Genomic DNA, 15,513 nt, shown 5'->3' with positions numbered 1-15,513 from the left:
GCGCAGGTTGCAATGCGCTTGTCGGTCTACCAGCCATGCATTGGCGGCACTTGGCCAAGTCTGATCAGCCCTGCGGCGGCAAGTGGATCTCGTGCCTCATTCCAGGCAGGCTATGGCTCTCGAGCCGGGCCCCGATCTGCGCGCAGAGCCCGGCCACGAGCCGCGACCCCATGCCCGATCCGGAGCCGGGATACGACGTCGTCTCGGGCGTGTCGGGCGCGGGCCCCTCGGGGCCGTACCCGTCATCCTCGACCACCACCAGAAGCCCACCATCCGCCTTGCGGGACAGCCCGAGGCGGATCAGTCCCGCGCCTTGCGGGAAGGCGTGCTTGATGGAGTTGGTGACCAGCTCGTTGATGACGATGCCGAGCGGCACGGCGAGGTCGAGATCGAGATCGAGGGGCTCGGCGGTGCAGTCGAGCCGGATGCCGGTGCCCTCGAGCAGGGAGCGGCGTAGCTTGCCCGCGAGATCCTCAAGATAGCCGCAGAAGCTGACGCGCCCGGCGCCCTCGGAAAAGCCGAGCTGCGCGTGCAGCGCCGCCACCGCCTCGATCCGCTCGATCGCCGTCGCAAAGGAGTCCGGGCCCTGGAACCGTCCCGCCTCCAGCCGCAGCATCGACAGGATCAGGTGCAGGTTGTTCTTCATCCGGTGGTTCAGCTCGGCCAGCAGCGTCTGGCGATGCGTGAGCGCCGCCTCGCGCTCGGCCTCGTGGCGCTTGGTTTCGGTGATGTCGGTGATGGCGCCGATGAGCCGGCGACTACCATCGGCGAGCCGGACCAATCGGCCGCGCATGCTGACCCAGCGTTGCGGACCATCGGGCGGCGCAAGGCGGTAGACCCGCGCCATTTCGGCACCCTCGACACGGGCGTTGCACATGTCCTGGCACACCGCGTCGCGATCCTCCGGGTGGACCCGGTCGAGATAGTCTTCGAACGGGCGCGGGCCCTCGTTTTCGGACAGATGGAACATCGCCTGCGCGCGGGTCGAGGCGGCGATCAGGCCGGTTTCGGGGTCGAACTCCCAAGTGCCGATCGCCGCGATCTCGATGCTCATTCCCAGCATCATGGCCGAGCGTTCGAGCGCGGCTTCGCGTTCGCGCTGCTCGGTGATGTCGAGCATCACCCCGTCCCAGATCAGCGCGCCATCCGCGCGTGGGCGCGGTTGCGACAGGGAGCGGATCCAGCGGCTTTCGCCGTCGGGCAGCACCAGACGTCCCTCGCAGTCCAGCCGGCCCATGGTGCTCACGGCCTCGGCATAGCGTGCCTGCATCGCAGGCAGATCCTCGGGGTGGACCATCTGACCCAGCGCCGCGGCGCCGAAACGGGCCGTGCCGCCGTTCTCCCGTTCGCCGGCACCGCTGAAGAGCGGGTATTCGGCCCGTCCGCCGGGATGCACGATCCGCTGGAAGATATAACCCGGGACATTCTCCGTGACGCTGCGCAGCCGCGCCTCGTTCTCGGCAAGGGTCATTTCGGCCTCGCGGCGGGCCGTGATATCGACACAGCTGCCGATGAACCCGATCAGCTCGCCATCCGGCGCGAAGCGCGGTGCGCCGGTATCCAGCATCCAGCGCCAGACGCCATCATGCCGGCGCAGCCGGTACTCCACCTGATAGGGCCGCCCCGCCGACAGCGCGATCCTGTAGGTGTCGAGCTTGTCGTGGTCCTCATGATGGATGCCCGTGAACCAGCCCCGGCCCAGTTCCTGCGACAGGGTCCGGCCGCGAAACTCGAGCCAGGCGCGGTTGAAGTGAACACCGCCGCAGACCGGATCGGCCACCCAGGTCGGCGACGGCAAAAGATCGAGCGATGCCGCGAGCGCCTCGTCCTCGATCCCCGCGCCGCAGCGGTGGAGTTCCGTCACGCAGCTCTGACTCATATGCACCGCCACTCATGTACCACTACTTTAGCATAGGTCGATTTTCAGGGCGCGACCAAGCGCTCTCTGCATGGAAACGGAACCGGCGATTTGCCGCCTATCGCCGGGGCGGATCGACTCGCTTCGATGCGTGGGAAGGTCGCTTTTCGGACAGTTTCCGCCGCCATCGGAATTGACCCGTGGTCATCGCCCGGGATCGGCTGGTCGGGTTCAGAGGAGAGATTCATGGGACCTCACGCCGCCCCGTTCGAGCGAGCCGAATACGAGCGCCGCCTTGCCGCGACCCGCCGTGCCATGGCCGAGGCAGGCATCGACGTGCTCTTCGTCACCGACCCGTCGAACCAGAACTGGCTCACCGGTTATGACGGATGGTCGTTCTATGTGCATCAGGGCGTGATCCTGCCGCTCGACGGAGAGCCCTGCTGGTGGGGCCGGATGCAGGACACCGCCGGGGCGCTGCGCACCGTCTGGATGAGCGAGGCCTGCATTCTCGGCTATGACGACCGTTACGTGCAGTCGGCCACGCGTCACCCGATGCAGGATCTCGCGGCGCGGCTGATCGGCATGGGCCATGGCGGCGCGCGGATCGGCGTCGAGATGGACAACTACTACTACTCCGCCCGGGCCCATGCGGTGCTGGAGACCGGGCTGCCCGAGGCGGAATTCATCGATGCCACGGCACTGGTGAACTGGCGGCGGCTGGTGAAGTCGGCCCCCGAGATCGCGCTGATGCGGCGCGCGGCGCGGATTTCCGAGACCATCGCCCGGCTGGCGATCGAACTGGCCGAACCGGGGCGGCGCAAGAACGAGCTTGTGGGCGAGGTGATGCGTGCCGCCGTGCGCGGGGTCGGCGAGGATTGGGGCGATTACGCCGCCATCGTCCCTTTGATGCCGTCCGGCGCCGATGCCAGCGCACCGCACCTGACATGGAACGGCGAGGAGATGCGCCGCGGCGAGGCGACCTTTTTCGAACTGTCGGGCTGCGTCCGCCGTTACCACGCGCCGCTGTGCCGCACGGTCCATCTCGGCGAGCCGCCCGCCGACATGGCCCGCGCCGCCGAGGCGCTGACCGAGGGGCTGGAAGCCGGGCTGGAGGCGGCGCGGCCCGGCAACACCACGCAGGACATCGCCGCGGCGTTGCACGCGCCGCTGCGGCGCATCGGCATCCACCGGCCGAACCGCTGCGGCTATCCGGTGGGGCTGAGCTACCCGCCCGATTGGGGCGAGCGGACCGCGAGCCTGCGCAAGGGCGACCTGACGGTGCTAGAGCCCGGCATGACCTTTCATTTCATGCCGGGCATCTGGATGGAGGGCTGGGGGCTGGAGACCACCGAGACGATCCTGATCCGCGACAGCGGTCCCGCCGAAACGCTGTGCGATCTCGACCGCAAGCTCTTCGTGAAGCCGTGAGCGTCTTCGAGCAGGCGATCGCGCTTCTGTCCGAGATGGTGGCGCATCCGACCGTTTCGGACCGGTCCAACCGCGCCTTGGCCGAAATGCTGGCGGAGCGGCTGGCCGGGCAGGGGGCGCGGGTATCGCTCTTTCCCGACGCGAGCGGCGACAAGCTCAATCTCGTGGCGTCCTTCGGGCCAAAGGCGGAGGGCGGGCTGATGCTCTCGGGCCATCTCGACGTGGTGCCGCCCGGGGAGGGGTGGTCCTCGGACCCGTTCCGGCTTCGGCGGGCGGAGGGGCGGCTTTACGGGCGCGGTACCTGCGACATGAAGGGGTTCAACGCCGCCTGCGTGGCGATGGCGCCGCGCTTCGCCGGCTGCGGTGCGCCGGTGCATCTCGTCTTCACCCATGACGAGGAGGTGGGCTGCCTCGGCGCGCGGGCGCTGGCCGAAATCCTGGTCCGCGAAGGACCGCGCCCGGCGCTGGCGATCATCGGCGAGCCGACGCGGATGCGGGTGATCGAGGGGCACAAGGGCTGCCACGAGTACACCACGCGTTTCACCGGACGCGACGGCCATGGCTCGGCCCCCGACCGCGGCATCAACGCGGCCCAGGCGGCGGCGCGCTTCGCGCTCCGGCTCGAGGCGCTGGCACAGGAACTGAAGGCGATGCGCCCCGGGGGCGTCTTCGATCCGCCATGGGCCACGATCAGCGTCGGGCGGATCATGGCGGGCACGGCGCGCAACGTGATCGCGGGGCAGGCGGAGGTCGAATGGGAGATGCGCCCGGTCGATGCGGCCGAAGCGTCGCACGTGAAACGCCAACTCGCGGCATATGAGGCGGCGGAGCGGGCTGCCCATCCGGGGCTCGGCATCGAGACCGAGATCTTCGGCGAGGTAGCGGGGCTCGAGCCGCGCGCCGCCAATGCCGCGCGCGACCTGCTCTTGGGGATCGTCGGCGGTGCCCCGGGCCTCGTGCCCTTCGGGACCGAGGCCGGGATCTGGCAGGCGCTGGGCATGGATGCGGTGCTGTGCGGACCCGGCGACATCGCGCAGGCGCATCGCCCGGACGAGTATCTCGAAGAGCGCCAGCTCGCCGCCTGCCTCGACATGCTCGACGGCCTGGCCGCGCGCCTCTAGGGACGCGGCCAGCTTGTGGACTTACCGCGCGGCGGCAGGAGCGTCGTCGCCCTCGGTCATGGCGCCGTGATCCATATCGCCATGGTCCATCTCGCCCTTATTCATCGCGCCATGACCCATGGCCTCATGATCCATGTCGCCGTGATCCATGCCCTCGCGAGGGGTGCCCGCCTCGGGGCGCGGCTCGACCACGAACTCGACCTCGACCGGCCCCGCCATCTCGAAGACCAGCGTCGCGGCAAAGCGCCCATCGACCTCGAACGGGTTCTCGAGCCCCATGAACATCACGTGGCCGCCCCGACCGGGGGCGAGGGTCACCGTTTCGCCCGGCGCGATCTCAATGCGCTCCAGCGGCTGCATCGTCATCATGCCATCGGTCTCCACCGCCTCGTGCAGCGCGACCTTCGGAAAATCGGCCTCCACCGCGATCAGCGCATCGGCGGCATCGCCATCGTTGCGGATCGCGAAATAGCCGGCACCGGTAGTGGCGCGCTCGGCCGTCTCGATGGCAAAGGGGTGCAGCACGGTCAGGTCGCCGCTGCCGTAATCATGCGCCTGCGCCGCACCGGCGAGGCCGATGGCGGCGAGAAGGGCGAGGGGGCGAAGGGTCATGGGGGATCTTCCTGAATGCAGGGGCGTTTCGCGCATTGCACATAACAGCGGCACCCTGCCCGAAAAAGCGACCCGGCGTCGCAGCCCGACCGGCCCGACGGCGCGGGTCGCATTGACCCCATGCCCTTCCTCTGCGCCTCTGGCGCCCTAATCTGAGGCGTGATTCCGACGAAAAGGGCCATGGACATGACGCAGCCATCCGTATCGCGCGACGCCAACGCGCTCGCGCCGTTCGTGGGGGCCGTGGCGCGCGGGCCGGGGCGGGGTCGTCACCTGACCCGCGAGGAGGCGGCGCAGGCGCTGCGGCTGATCCTCGACGGGACCGCCGCGCCAGAGGCGGCGGGGGCGCTGCTGATGGTGATGCGCTATCGCGGCGAGGACGCGGCCGAGATCGCGGGCTTCGCCGACGCGCTGGCGAGCGGCGAGGACTGGCGCCGGGCCGCCCCCGATCTCGACTGGCCCTCCTATGCCGCCGGGCGGACCCGCGGCCTGCCTTGGTTCCTGCTCGCCGCCAAGCTGGTGGCGGGGGCGGGGCACCGCGTCGCGCTGCATGGCTGGAACGCGCATCGCCACGAGATTCGCGATGCGCTGCCGGGCCTTGGCATTCCCGTGGCCGAGACCGGTGACGCGCTGGGCCGCGCGCTCGACAGCGCCTCGATCGCCTATGTGCCGCTGGAGGCCTGGTCGCCCGACGGCTACCGGCTGATCCGCCTGCGCGAGGTCTTCGGCCTGAGATCCTGCATCAACACCGTGCTTCGGGTCGCAAACCCGTTTGGCGCACGGGCACAGGTCCAGGGCGTGTTCCACCCGCCCTATCGCGGGCTGCAGGCCGATGCGGGCGCGCTGATGGGGCAGGAAAACCTGCTCATCCTCAAGGGCGCCGGCGGCGAGTTCGAGCGCAACCCCTCGAAGGAGATCGAGCTGTTCGGCCTGCTGGGCGGGGCGGAGGTCGATCTGACCGCGCAGGCGCTGCGCGACGAGACGAGGCGGCTCGCCGATCCGGGCGGGCGGCCTGAGGATCTGCGCCGGCTCTGGATCGGCGAGAGCGACGATGCCTTCGCCACGGCGCTGGTCACCGGGACCGCCGCGCTGGCGCTTCTGGCGCTGGGCGCCGCGCCGGGGCTGGCGCGGGCCGAGGCGCTGGCCGAGGCGCTCTGGCAGGCCCGCGACCGCGCCGCGCTGCCCGGAAAGGACGCGGCATGAAGGCCTTCCCGATGTTCCTCGCCACCACGGGGCGGCGCATCGTGATCCTTGGGGGCGGCGAGCAGGCGGCGCAGAAGGCGCGGCTGGTGATCCGCACCGATGCCGAGATCGTGGTGGCGGGGTTCGAATTCGACGAGGAGCTGCGCGCGCTGGCCCAAGAGGGGCGGGTGCGGCTCGAGGATGCCAAGGAGATCCGGGCCGGTCTGTTCGAGCGCGCGGCGCTGGTCTTCGTGGCCACCGGCTCGGCCGGGGCGGACGGGGCGCTGCACGCGCTCGCCAAGGCGCTGGGCGCGCCGGTGGTCAACGTGGTCGACCGCCCGGCCTTGTGCGACGCGCTTACCCCCTCGATCGTCGATCGCGACCCGGTCGTCGTCGCGATCGGCACCGAGGGCACGGCGCCGGTGCTGGGGCGGCAGATCAAGACCGCCGTTGAAACCATGCTCGAGCCGCGGCTCGGCGCGTTGGCGGCGCTGGCGGGTCGCATGCGCGGCGCGGTCGGGCAGCGTTTCTCGGCCCGGGCGCGGCGCGATTTCTGGGTCTGGGTCTTCTCCGGTCCGGTACGCGCGGCCCATGCGGCGGGCTCCGAACGCCGCGCCGCGCAACTGCTCAAGGCGCGGCTCGACGAGGGCCCCGGCCCGGTCGAGGGCTCGGTGGCCTATGTCGGCGCCGGGCCTGGCGAGGCGGATCTGCTGAGCCTGCGCGGCGTGCGCCGGATGCAGGAGGCGGATCTCGTGGTGCATGGCCCCGACCTGCCGCCGGCGCTGCTCGAACTGGCCCGGCGCGACGCCGAGCGCCGCGTCTCCGACGATCCGGTGGGCGCGGGGCTGGCGGCGGCGCAGGAGGGCGCGCGGGTCGTGGTGCTGGTGCCCGGCGCCGCCGCCACGCTGCCCGAGCCGCTGCAGGCCGCCCGCATCGCCGTCGAACACGTGCCGGGGGTGGGCTAGACCACGGTGACGTGGGTGCCAATCTCCACCGCGTCGTAAAGCGCGATCACGTCCTCGTTGCGCAGTCGGATGCAGCCGTTCGAGACCGAGCTGCCGATGGTCTCGGGGTCGGTGGTGCCGTGGATGCGGTAATAGGTGTCGCGCCCGTTGCGATAGAGATAGAGCGCCCGCGCCCCGAGCGGATTCTCCGGGCCGCCCGGCACGCCATCGGCGTATTGCGCGTATTTCTCCGGCTCGCGCCCGATCATGTCGTCGGTCGGTCGCCATGACGGCCATTCCGCCTTGCGCTGGATCACCGCCGCGCCCTTGAACTCGAGCCCGGCGCGGCCGACGCCGACGCCGTAGCGCATCGCGATCCCGGGCCGGCGGATGTGGTAGAGATGGAAGTCCTCGGGGATCACGTAGATGTCCCCGGGCATCAGCCCCGGATGGACCCGCACCTCGGTCGGCAGGAGCGCGGCGCGGTCATGGGCGCGCGCAGTCCGTGCGATCGGCGCCATGAGCCCGGCAAGGAGAAGGCTGCGGCGTGTGATGCTCATCTGATCGTCCTCATCAGTCCTTCGGCCCGGCCCGCGCCGCCATGTTCGTGCGGCGGCGGCCGGCCCGGATGTCTCAGCCGACGGCTTTCGCCGGATAGCCCGCCTTGGCGAGCTTGGCGCGCACCGCCTCGTCCGGTGCGGCGCTGGCGATCTCGGCGGTGCGGCTCTCCAGATCCACGGCAACGCTGGCCGAAGGGTCGAGCTCGCGCATCGCGGTTTCCACGGCGGCGCGGCAATGGCCGCAGCTCATGTCGGGGATCGAGTAGGTCGCCATCGGTGCCTCCTGCGAAAGATGTGCATTCGATATGAGGGGGCGCGAGGCGCTCGGGTCAAGTCCGCCCCGCTGTTATCCGATGCCAGGCGGGGCCACGTCTTGACCTTCCCATGACTGGAACCCTAAGTGTCGCACCGGCCCACCGAAGGATCGCCGGATGACCGTCCAACCGCTCGCATTCCAGATCGACAACATGTCCTGCGCCTCCTGCGTCGGCCGGGTGGAGCGCAGCCTGCGCGCCGTGCCGGGTGTGACCGAGGCCCGCGTGAACCTCGCCTCGGAGCGGGCCGAGGTGCTGGGCGGGCAGGCGGAGGAACTGGTGGCGGCGCTTGACCGCGCGGGCTACCCGGTGCGCCGCGAGACGGTGCGGCTGCGCGTCGAGGGCATGTCCTGCGCCTCCTGCTCGGGCCGGGTGGAACGCGCGCTCGCCGCTGTGCCGGGGGTGATCGCGGCACGGGTCAATCTCGCGGCGGAAACGGCTGAGATCGAGCGCTTCGCCGGATCGGCCGGAATGCCGGAACTGATCGGGGTGGTGAGGGCCACCGGTTACGCGGCACGGGACGCCGAGGATCGGGCTGCCATGGAGGCACCTCGCGATCGCAAGGCAGAGGAGGCGGCGGAACTGAGCCGCCGCAGCTGGATCGCGGCGGCGCTGGCCCTGCCTGTGGTGGTGCTCGCGATGGGCGCGCACATGGTCCCGGGTTTCCACATGGCGATCGAGGCTTCGATCGGCATGCGAGGCAGCTGGCTGATCCAGTTCGTCCTGACGAGTCTGGTGCTGGCGGGGCCGGGCCGGGTGTTCCTGACGCGCGGATTGCCGGCATTGTGGCGCCGTACCCCCGACATGAACAGCCTCGTCGCGCTCGGCACGCTGGCGGCATGGGGCTATTCGAGCGTCGCCACCTTCGCGCCAGCCCTGCTGCCGGAAGCGGCGCGCGCGGTCTATTTCGAGGCCGCCGGAGTGATCGTCACCCTGATCCTGCTGGGCCGGGCGCTCGAGGCGCGGGCCAAGGGCCGCAGCGGCGCCGCGATCCGCGCGCTTGTGGACCTGCAAAGCCCGGTGGCGCGGGTCGAGCGCAATGGCGAGACGATCGAGATCGACGCGGGCGATCTGCAGCCCGGCGACGTGATGCTGGTGCGCCCCGGCGACCGGATCGCCACCGATGGCGAGGTGATCTCGGGCGAGAGCCGGGTCGACGAGGCGATGCTGACCGGCGAGCCGCTCCCTGTGGCCAAGCGCGCGGGCGACGCGGTCACCGGCGGCACGGTCAACGGCACCGGCGTTCTGCGGGTGCGCGCCACCCGTGTCGGCGCCGAAACCCGCCTCGCGGGGATCATCCGCATGGTCGAGGCGGCGCAGGGGGCGAAGCTGCCGATCCAGGGGCTGGTCGACCGCATCACGCTGCGCTTCGTGCCGGCGGTGCTGGGGCTGGCGGCGCTCACCGTCCTGCTCTGGCTGGGCTTCGGGCCCGAGCCGTCACTGACCCATGCGCTGGTCGCCGGGGTGTCGGTGCTGATCATCGCCTGTCCCTGCGCCATGGGCCTCGCTGTGCCGACCTCGATCATGGTCGGCACGGGGCGCGCGGCCACGCTCGGCGTGCTGTTCCGGCGCGGCGATGCGCTGCAGGCGCTCGACGGGGTGCGCATGGTGGCTTTTGACAAGACCGGCACCCTGACCGAAGGCCGCCCGGCGCTGACCGATCTCGATCTGCTGCCGGGACATGACGAGGCGGAGATCCTTGCCCTCGTCGGGGCGCTGGAGCGGCAGTCCGAGCACCCGCTCGGCGCGGCGATCGTGGCGGCAGCGCAGGCACGCGGGCTGCCGATGGAGACCGCCGAGGCGGTCGAGGCGATGCCCGGGCGCGGCCTCAGGGGGCATGTCGGCGGGCGGGCGCTGCTGGTCGGCAATGCGCGGCTGCTCTCGGAGGCGGGGATCGACGCCGCGCGGCTCGAACCGCTGGCCCGGGCGCAGGCCGAGAGGGGGCGCACGCCCGTGCTGGTCGCGATCGACGGCGTGGCGGTGGCGGCGCTGGCCGTGGCCGATCCGGTTCGCGTCGAGGCGCGCGCCGCCGTCGCGGCGTTGCGCGACATGGGGCTGGAGGTGGCGATGATCACCGGCGACACCCGCGCCACCGCAATGGCCATCGCCGCCGATCTCGGCATCGATCATGTCGAGGCCGAGGTGCTGCCCGAGGGCAAGCTCGCCGCAATCGAGGGCCTGCGCGCCCGCGGTCCGGTGGCCTTCGTGGGCGACGGCATCAACGACGCCCCGGCGCTCGCCTCGGCCGATGTCGGGATCGCCATGGGATCGGGCACGGAGGTCGCGATCGAGAGCGCCGAGGTGGTGCTGTCCTCGGGCCGGATCGGCGCGGCGGTCGATGCGCTGGCCATCAGCCGCAAGGTCATGCGCAACATCCGGCAGAACCTCGGCTGGGCCTTCGGCTACAACGTCGCGCTGATCCCGGTGGCGGCAGGGGTGCTCTACCCGTGGAACGGCATGCTGCTGTCGCCCGTGCTGGCGGCGGCGGCGATGTCGGCCTCTTCGGTGCTGGTCTTGTCGAACGCGCTGCGGCTGCGGGCCATGAAACCCGTCATGGGAGAGACGTCATGAACATAGGAGAGGCCGCGCGCCGGGCTGGTCTGCCCGCCAAGACGATCCGCTACTACGAGGATATCGGGTTGGTCGCGCCGCATCGCGATGGCAATGGCTATCGTCGTTTCGGCGAAAGTGAGGTGCACAAGCTCGCCTTTCTGGCCCGGGCCCGATCCCTGGGCTTCTCGATCGATGACTGCCGCATGCTGCTGTCGCTCTACGAGGATCGGGGCCGGGCCAGCGCCGAGGTGCGCGGCCTTGCCCAGCGCCACGCCAAGGAGATCGACGCCCGCATCGCGCGGCTGAAGGAGATGCGCGCGACGCTGGGCGAACTGATCGAGGCCTGCGCCGGTGACGAGAGGCCGGACTGCCCGATTCTCAAGGATCTCGCCGGGGGCTGAGCGCTCAGAACTCGCGCGGGCCGCCGTCCTGCCAGGGCTTCACGAGGTTGCCGAAGCGGGTGAAGCGGCCCTCGAAGCTGAGGTCGACCGAGCCGATCGGGCCGTGACGCTGCTTGCCGATGATGACTTCGGCCTTGCCGTGCAGCCGCTCCATCTCGTCCTGCCAGACCGCCATCTTGTCCATCTCGTGGTCGCCCGGCTTCTCGCGCTCCTTGTAGTACTCCTCGCGGAACACGAACATCACCACGTCGGCGTCCTGCTCGATCGAGCCGGATTCCCGCAGGTCCGAAAGCTGCGGCCGCTTGTCCTCGCGGCTTTCCACCTGACGCGACAGCTGCGACAGCGCGACGACGGGGATGTCGAGTTCCTTGGCGATGGCCTTCAAGCCTTGGGAGATCTCGGAGATCTCGTTCACCCGGTTCTCGCCCTTGCCGGTGCCCTTCACCAGCTGGAGATAGTCCACGAACAGCGCGTCGAGCCCGTGCGTCCGCTTGAGACGGCGGGCGCGGGCGGCGAGCTGGGAGATCGGCAGGGCCGGGGTGTCGTCGATGTAGAGCGGACAGCTCTCGAGCTGCTTGGCGGCATCGACGAAGCGGCGGAACTCGGCCTCGGTCATGTCGCCGCGGCGGATCTGCTCGGACGGCACCTCGGAGGCCTCGGAGAGAATACGCGCGGCCAGCTGTTCGGCCGACATCTCGAGACTGTAGAAGCCGACGACGCCGCCATTCACGGCGCCCTCGGTGCCGTCATGGGTGATGCCACGCTTGTAGGCCTTGGCGATGTTGAAGGCGATGTTGGTCGCGAGCGATGTCTTGCCCATCGAGGGACGGCCCGCGAGGATCAGGAGGTCCGAACGGTGCAGGCCGCCGAGCTTCTTGTCGAGATCGACGAGACCGGTGGAGACGCCGGCGAGGCCGCCATCGCGCTGATAGGCGGCATTGGCGACCTTCACCGCGTCGGTCACGGCGCGCAGGAAGGACTGGAAGCCCGATTCCGAGCTGCCCTGCTCGGCCAGCTTGTAGAGCTTCTGCTCGGCCTCGACGATCTGCTCCTTGGGCTCGGAGGAAACCTCGACCTTGGCGGCGCGGTCGGCGATGTCGCGGCCGAGCATGATCAGCTCGCGCCGGATCGCGAGGTCGTAGATCATCTGCGCGTAGTCGCGCGCGGCAAAGCCCGAGATCGCGGCGCCGGCGAGGCGCGCGAGATAGGCCGGGCCGCCCAGCTCCTTGAGCCCCTCGTCATCCTCGAGAAAGGTCTTGAGCGTGACAGGCGACGCCAGCGCGTTCTTGGCGATGCGCTGGGCGGCGACGTCGAAGATGCGGGCGTGGACCGGGTCGTAGAAATGGTCCTTCGACACGATCATCGCGATCCGGTCGAACACGTCGTTGTTGGTGAGGATCGCGCCCAGAAGCTGCTGCTCGGCCTCGATCGAATGCGGCATCTGGTCCGGCTTCGCCTCTTCGAGCGCACCCGGACGGAATGTCGTGATCTCGTTCATCGCTGCTACCCCTTGGCCCGCGCGCCGTGCCCGCGGCGCGTATCGTCGCTGATAGGATGCGACGGGGCGGGGACGCAACTTGTATAAGGCTGTGGATAACCGGTGGAGAAGCCGCGCCCTGCCACATCTTGGCGCGGATCGCGGCTTCGGGTCAACATCTGGTTTCCGCCGGGGCAGGCGGGATCGGCCATTGCTGGCCGACCGTCACCTCTCAGCCACGCGCCGCCGCCCAGCCCGTCGGGTTGCGGAGGTAGCGCTCGACCTCGTCGAGGGTCCCGGCGTCGAAGGCCTCAGAAGCGCGGGCCTCGGCCAGAACGTCCCACCAGGTGCACAGGTGGATGAGGCCGATGCCCTTTTCCGCCAGCGCCTCGGTCACGCCCTCGAAGATGCCGTAATAGAAGATCACGGCGGTCCAGTCGCAGGACGCCCCGGTCTCGCGGATCGCCTCGACGAAGCTCAGCTTCGAGCCGCCATCGGTGGTCAGGTCCTCGACCAGGATCGCGCGCTGGCCCTCGGTCATCACGCCCTCGATCCGGGCATTGCGGCCATAGCCCTTCGGCTTCTTGCGCACATAGGTCATCGGCAGCGCCAGCCGCTCGGCGATCATCGCGCCGAAGGGGATGCCCGCGGTTTCGCCGCCCGCGACGTTGTCGAAGGCCTCGAAGCCCGCCTCGCGCATGATCGACACGGCCAGGAAATCCATCACCGTGGCGCGGATCCGCGGAAACGAGATCAGCATCCGGCAATCGACATAGGTCGGCGCCTGCTTGCCGGAGGCATGGGTGAAGGGCTCGGTCGCGTTGAACTTCACCGCGCCGATTTCCAGCAGCATCCGCGCGGTCAGCCGCGCGATCTCGTCCTTCGGGGGGTAGCCGGTGGGGATCATCTCGAACTCTTCGTGTAGGGAATGCGTCGGGGGAGGGTCAGTCTTCGACGCGCCAGTGCAGCGCGAAGCCGGGGTCGAACACGGTCACGGGGCCGTCGCCGGTCTCGATCCGCTCGGGATAGGTCACGGGCGTGCCCCGGACCAAGGTGATGGTGTCCTCGTTGACGGGAAGCTTGTAGAAGCGCGGTCCGTTGAGCGAGGCGAAGGCCTCGAGGTGGTTCAGCCGGCCCGCCGCCTCGAACACCTCGGCGAGGCAGGACATGGTGTTGGGCGCGGTGAAGATCCCGGCGCAGCCGCAGGGTTGCAGCTTGGCCGGATCGCTGTGCGGCGCGCTGTCGGTACCGAGGAAGAAGCGCGGATCGCCCGAGACCGCCGCCTGCACCAGCGCCACGCGATGCCGCTCGCGCTTGGCGACCGGCAAACAGTAGTAATGCGGCTTGATGCCCCCGGCGAGGATGTGGTTGCGGTTGATGATCAGGTGATGCGTGGTGATCGTCGCAGCGAGGTTGCGGGGGCTGTCGCGCACGTAATCCACCGCGTCGGCGGTGGTCACATGCTCCATGACGACGCGCAGCTCCGGCGTCTTGCGGCGGATCGGCTTCAGCACCTTGTCGATGAACACCGCCTCGCGATCGAAGATGTCGATCGCGGAATCGGTCACCTCGCCATGCACGCAGAGCGGCATGCCGATATCGGCCATCGCCTCGAGCACCGGGCGAACCTTGTCGAAGTCGCGCACGCCGGAGGCCGAGTTGGTGGTGGCACCGGCCGGGTACAGCTTCACCGCCGTCGCGATGCCCGCGCGATGCGCCGCGCGCACGTCCTCGGGATCGGTGTCCTCGGTGAGATAGAGGGTCATCAGCGGCGTGAAGCCCGATCCCTCGGGCAGGGCGGCGCGGATCCGCTCGCGATAGGCCTCGGCCTGCGCGGCGGTGACCACGGGCGGCACGAGGTTGGGCATGATGATGGCCCGGCCGAAATGGCGGGCGCTCTCCGGAGCCACGGCCCGAAGCATCGCGCCGTCGCGCAGGTGCAGGTGCCAGTCGTCCGGGCGGCGGATCGTGATCCGGTCTGGGCGTAGGTCTTTCATGGCCGACCTCCTACACCGGGCCGCGCGGCCTGACCATAGGTCACGACCCTCACGGTCCTCGGGTCAGCTGGCGCGCGAAACCGGGCCCGTGGCGCGTGGCGCGGAGCCGGGCAGAGCCTCTAGGCGACGCGCGTAATGCGCGGCCTCGGGCGTGGCGAGGCCATGGCGGCACAGCCGCGCCAGCCGGGCCGGGCGGTCGGCCGATTCGAGCTGTCGCAGCAACCCGCGCAGGTAAAGCGCGTTCTCGCGCCGGGCGCGCCAGAGCCGGGCAAAGGCCGCGCGGTCGAGCCGGTCCTCCATCGCCAGTTCGAGCAGTTCGGGGACGAGGCCCGCCTGATCGAGGATCTGCTCCAGTCGGGCCCCGGCATGGGCCGCGCGCAGCGTCGTGACGTTGGGCCTGCGAAACAGCGCGGCGTGGACCGCGTCGGCGGCATGGCGCGGGTCGTGGATCACCGTCACCCGCTCGGCGGCGTCGATCATGTCGGGGGCGTAACCGTAGCGGCTGGTGAAATCGAGCCTGCGCGCCGCGAGGTGGCGCCGGTCCCAGCCCGCCACCTCCGGGTCCAGCGTGGCGATGGGGCGCAACGCCAGCACCCGCGCCCCCGGCGAAGCGACCGAGAAGGCAGCGGCGGCATAGCCGGTCGCGTGGTGGCCGTAGAACAGCACCCGCTCGAAATCCTCGAAGAAGCCCTCGTCGATCAGCCGGTCGACATAGTTCCAGACGCGCGGCGCCCTGAACCATCCCTCGTTGTCGCAAATCAGCACCAGCAGAGACCACCCGGTCCTTTGCAGCATCTCGAACCCGCGTGGCAGGCCGCGCGGGTTGCGGCGAATCGCGTCGCGCGTCTCGAAGCTGACCAGCAGCCGAGGCCCGGCATCGATGAAGAGCGCCGCATGGTCCGATCCGAGCCGCTCGTAATAGCCATGCTCCTCGCCGATCGCGTCGATGCCCTGCTGCCAGGCCTCGACGGGCAGGCCGCTCAGATCGATCTCCGGATCGGGCAACATTTCGTTCATCTGGCGCTCCAGCGGCTGGGGGAGGTGGGGACTGTCCCTTGGCTTT

General features: G+C 70.1%; 14 protein-coding genes. 6 read left to right on the top strand and 8 right to left on the bottom strand.

Annotated features, from left to right (window positions below):
* Window positions 1–64: 64 nt before the first annotated feature.
* Complete coding sequence (locus O4G76_RS03605; RefSeq protein WP_269396028.1) at window positions 65–1,879, bottom strand: PAS domain-containing protein; 1,815 nt, start codon at window positions 1,877–1,879, stop codon at window positions 65–67.
* A 225-nt stretch (window positions 1,880–2,104) separates the two neighbouring features.
* On the opposite strand from O4G76_RS03605, the gene O4G76_RS03600 reads away from it, so the two are divergent.
* The gene (locus tag O4G76_RS03600) at window positions 2,105–3,289 is read left to right on the top strand and encodes a M24 family metallopeptidase (protein WP_269396027.1); all 1,185 of its coding nucleotides are present in this window, start codon (window positions 2,105–2,107) and stop codon (window positions 3,287–3,289) included.
* Complete coding sequence (gene argE / locus O4G76_RS03595; RefSeq protein ID WP_269396026.1) at window positions 3,286–4,410, top strand: acetylornithine deacetylase; 1,125 nt, start codon at window positions 3,286–3,288, stop codon at window positions 4,408–4,410. The genes O4G76_RS03600 and argE overlap by 4 nt, the downstream gene beginning before the upstream one ends.
* 21 nt (window positions 4,411–4,431) lie before the next feature.
* Here the strand turns inward: argE and O4G76_RS03590 are convergent, their stop codons facing one another.
* Entirely contained in the window at window positions 4,432–5,022 is a 591-nt protein-coding gene (locus O4G76_RS03590) for a copper chaperone PCu(A)C (RefSeq protein WP_269396025.1), read from the bottom strand.
* Window positions 5,023–5,208: 186 nt separating this feature from the next.
* Here O4G76_RS03590 and O4G76_RS03585 point away from each other — a divergent pair, with 186 nt between their 5' ends.
* Together O4G76_RS03585 and O4G76_RS03580 are read left to right on the top strand one after the other, a co-directional pair.
* Window positions 5,209–6,225, top strand: a complete 1,017-nt coding sequence (locus tag O4G76_RS03585; RefSeq protein WP_269396024.1) for a glycosyl transferase family protein — start codon at window positions 5,209–5,211, stop codon at window positions 6,223–6,225.
* A complete protein-coding gene (locus tag O4G76_RS03580; RefSeq protein WP_269396023.1) occupies window positions 6,222–7,169 on the top strand; it encodes an NAD(P)-dependent oxidoreductase in 948 nt (315 codons plus the stop codon). The genes O4G76_RS03585 and O4G76_RS03580 overlap by 4 nt, the downstream gene beginning before the upstream one ends.
* Here O4G76_RS03580 and O4G76_RS03575 read toward each other — a convergent pair.
* Window positions 7,166–7,708 (bottom strand): L,D-transpeptidase, encoded by a 543-nt coding sequence (locus O4G76_RS03575; protein ID WP_269396022.1) that lies wholly within the window; start codon window positions 7,706–7,708, stop codon window positions 7,166–7,168. The genes O4G76_RS03580 and O4G76_RS03575 overlap by 4 nt on opposite strands.
* 73 nt (window positions 7,709–7,781) lie before the next feature.
* Window positions 7,782–7,982, bottom strand: a complete 201-nt coding sequence (locus O4G76_RS03570) for a heavy-metal-associated domain-containing protein (RefSeq protein WP_269396021.1) — start codon at window positions 7,980–7,982, stop codon at window positions 7,782–7,784.
* Between the two features lie 157 nt (window positions 7,983–8,139).
* On the opposite strand from O4G76_RS03570, the gene O4G76_RS03565 reads away from it, so the two are divergent.
* Window positions 8,140–10,593: a heavy metal translocating P-type ATPase gene (locus O4G76_RS03565; RefSeq protein WP_269396020.1), complete on the top strand. Its 2,454-nt coding sequence runs from the start codon at window positions 8,140–8,142 to the stop codon at window positions 10,591–10,593.
* Complete coding sequence (gene cueR, locus O4G76_RS03560; protein ID WP_269396019.1) at window positions 10,590–10,976, top strand: Cu(I)-responsive transcriptional regulator; 387 nt, start codon at window positions 10,590–10,592, stop codon at window positions 10,974–10,976. Before O4G76_RS03565 ends, cueR begins: the two co-directional genes overlap by 4 nt.
* A 4-nt stretch (window positions 10,977–10,980) precedes the next feature.
* Here cueR and O4G76_RS03555 read toward each other — a convergent pair whose 3' ends face one another.
* The 4 genes from O4G76_RS03555 to O4G76_RS03540 all read right to left on the bottom strand — a co-directional run bounded on the left by O4G76_RS03555 (window position 10,981) and on the right by O4G76_RS03540 (window position 15,467).
* A complete protein-coding gene (locus tag O4G76_RS03555; protein WP_085895678.1) occupies window positions 10,981–12,474 on the bottom strand; it encodes a replicative DNA helicase in 1,494 nt (497 codons plus the stop codon).
* A gap of 211 nt (window positions 12,475–12,685) precedes the next feature.
* Window positions 12,686–13,360, bottom strand: coding sequence for an orotate phosphoribosyltransferase (locus tag O4G76_RS03550; protein WP_269396018.1), 675 nt, complete (start codon window positions 13,358–13,360; stop codon window positions 12,686–12,688).
* A 37-nt stretch (window positions 13,361–13,397) separates the two neighbouring features.
* Complete coding sequence (pyrC, locus tag O4G76_RS03545) at window positions 13,398–14,450, bottom strand: dihydroorotase (protein ID WP_269396017.1); 1,053 nt, start codon at window positions 14,448–14,450, stop codon at window positions 13,398–13,400.
* A 63-nt stretch (window positions 14,451–14,513) separates the two neighbouring features.
* Window positions 14,514–15,467, bottom strand: a complete 954-nt coding sequence (locus O4G76_RS03540; protein WP_269396016.1) for a hypothetical protein — start codon at window positions 15,465–15,467, stop codon at window positions 14,514–14,516.
* Window positions 15,468–15,513: the final 46 nt, after the last annotated feature.

The sequence above is a fragment of the Limimaricola sp. G21655-S1 genome, assembly GCF_027213785.1.
Lineage (GTDB): Bacteria > Pseudomonadota > Alphaproteobacteria > Rhodobacterales > Rhodobacteraceae > Limimaricola.
The sequence above is the reverse complement of the archived record's forward strand: the minus strand, read 5'-3'. Positions and strand labels throughout refer to the sequence as shown.

What these genes read in the sequence shown, in the direction of transcription:
- O4G76_RS03605 (WP_269396028.1), bottom strand. Translation starts at nt 1,879, where the DNA reads ATGAGTCAGAGCTGCGTGACGGAACTCCACCGCTGCGGCGCGGGGATC.
- O4G76_RS03600 (WP_269396027.1), top strand. Translation starts at nt 2,105, where the DNA reads ATGGGACCTCACGCCGCCCCGTTCGAGCGAGCCGAATACGAGCGCCGC.
- O4G76_RS03590 (WP_269396025.1), bottom strand. Translation starts at nt 5,022, where the DNA reads ATGACCCTTCGCCCCCTCGCCCTTCTCGCCGCCATCGGCCTCGCCGGT.
- O4G76_RS03585 (WP_269396024.1), top strand. Translation starts at nt 5,209, where the DNA reads ATGACGCAGCCATCCGTATCGCGCGACGCCAACGCGCTCGCGCCGTTC.
- O4G76_RS03580 (WP_269396023.1), top strand. Translation starts at nt 6,222, where the DNA reads ATGAAGGCCTTCCCGATGTTCCTCGCCACCACGGGGCGGCGCATCGTG.
- O4G76_RS03575 (WP_269396022.1), bottom strand. Translation starts at nt 7,708, where the DNA reads ATGAGCATCACACGCCGCAGCCTTCTCCTTGCCGGGCTCATGGCGCCG.
- O4G76_RS03570 (WP_269396021.1), bottom strand. Translation starts at nt 7,982, where the DNA reads ATGGCGACCTACTCGATCCCCGACATGAGCTGCGGCCATTGCCGCGCC.
- O4G76_RS03565 (WP_269396020.1), top strand. Translation starts at nt 8,140, where the DNA reads ATGACCGTCCAACCGCTCGCATTCCAGATCGACAACATGTCCTGCGCC.
- cueR (WP_269396019.1), top strand. Translation starts at nt 10,590, where the DNA reads ATGAACATAGGAGAGGCCGCGCGCCGGGCTGGTCTGCCCGCCAAGACG.
- O4G76_RS03555 (WP_085895678.1), bottom strand. Translation starts at nt 12,474, where the DNA reads ATGAACGAGATCACGACATTCCGTCCGGGTGCGCTCGAAGAGGCGAAG.
- O4G76_RS03550 (WP_269396018.1), bottom strand. Translation starts at nt 13,360, where the DNA reads ATGATCCCCACCGGCTACCCCCCGAAGGACGAGATCGCGCGGCTGACC.
- pyrC (WP_269396017.1), bottom strand. Translation starts at nt 14,450, where the DNA reads ATGAAAGACCTACGCCCAGACCGGATCACGATCCGCCGCCCGGACGAC.
- O4G76_RS03540 (WP_269396016.1), bottom strand. Translation starts at nt 15,467, where the DNA reads ATGAACGAAATGTTGCCCGATCCGGAGATCGATCTGAGCGGCCTGCCC.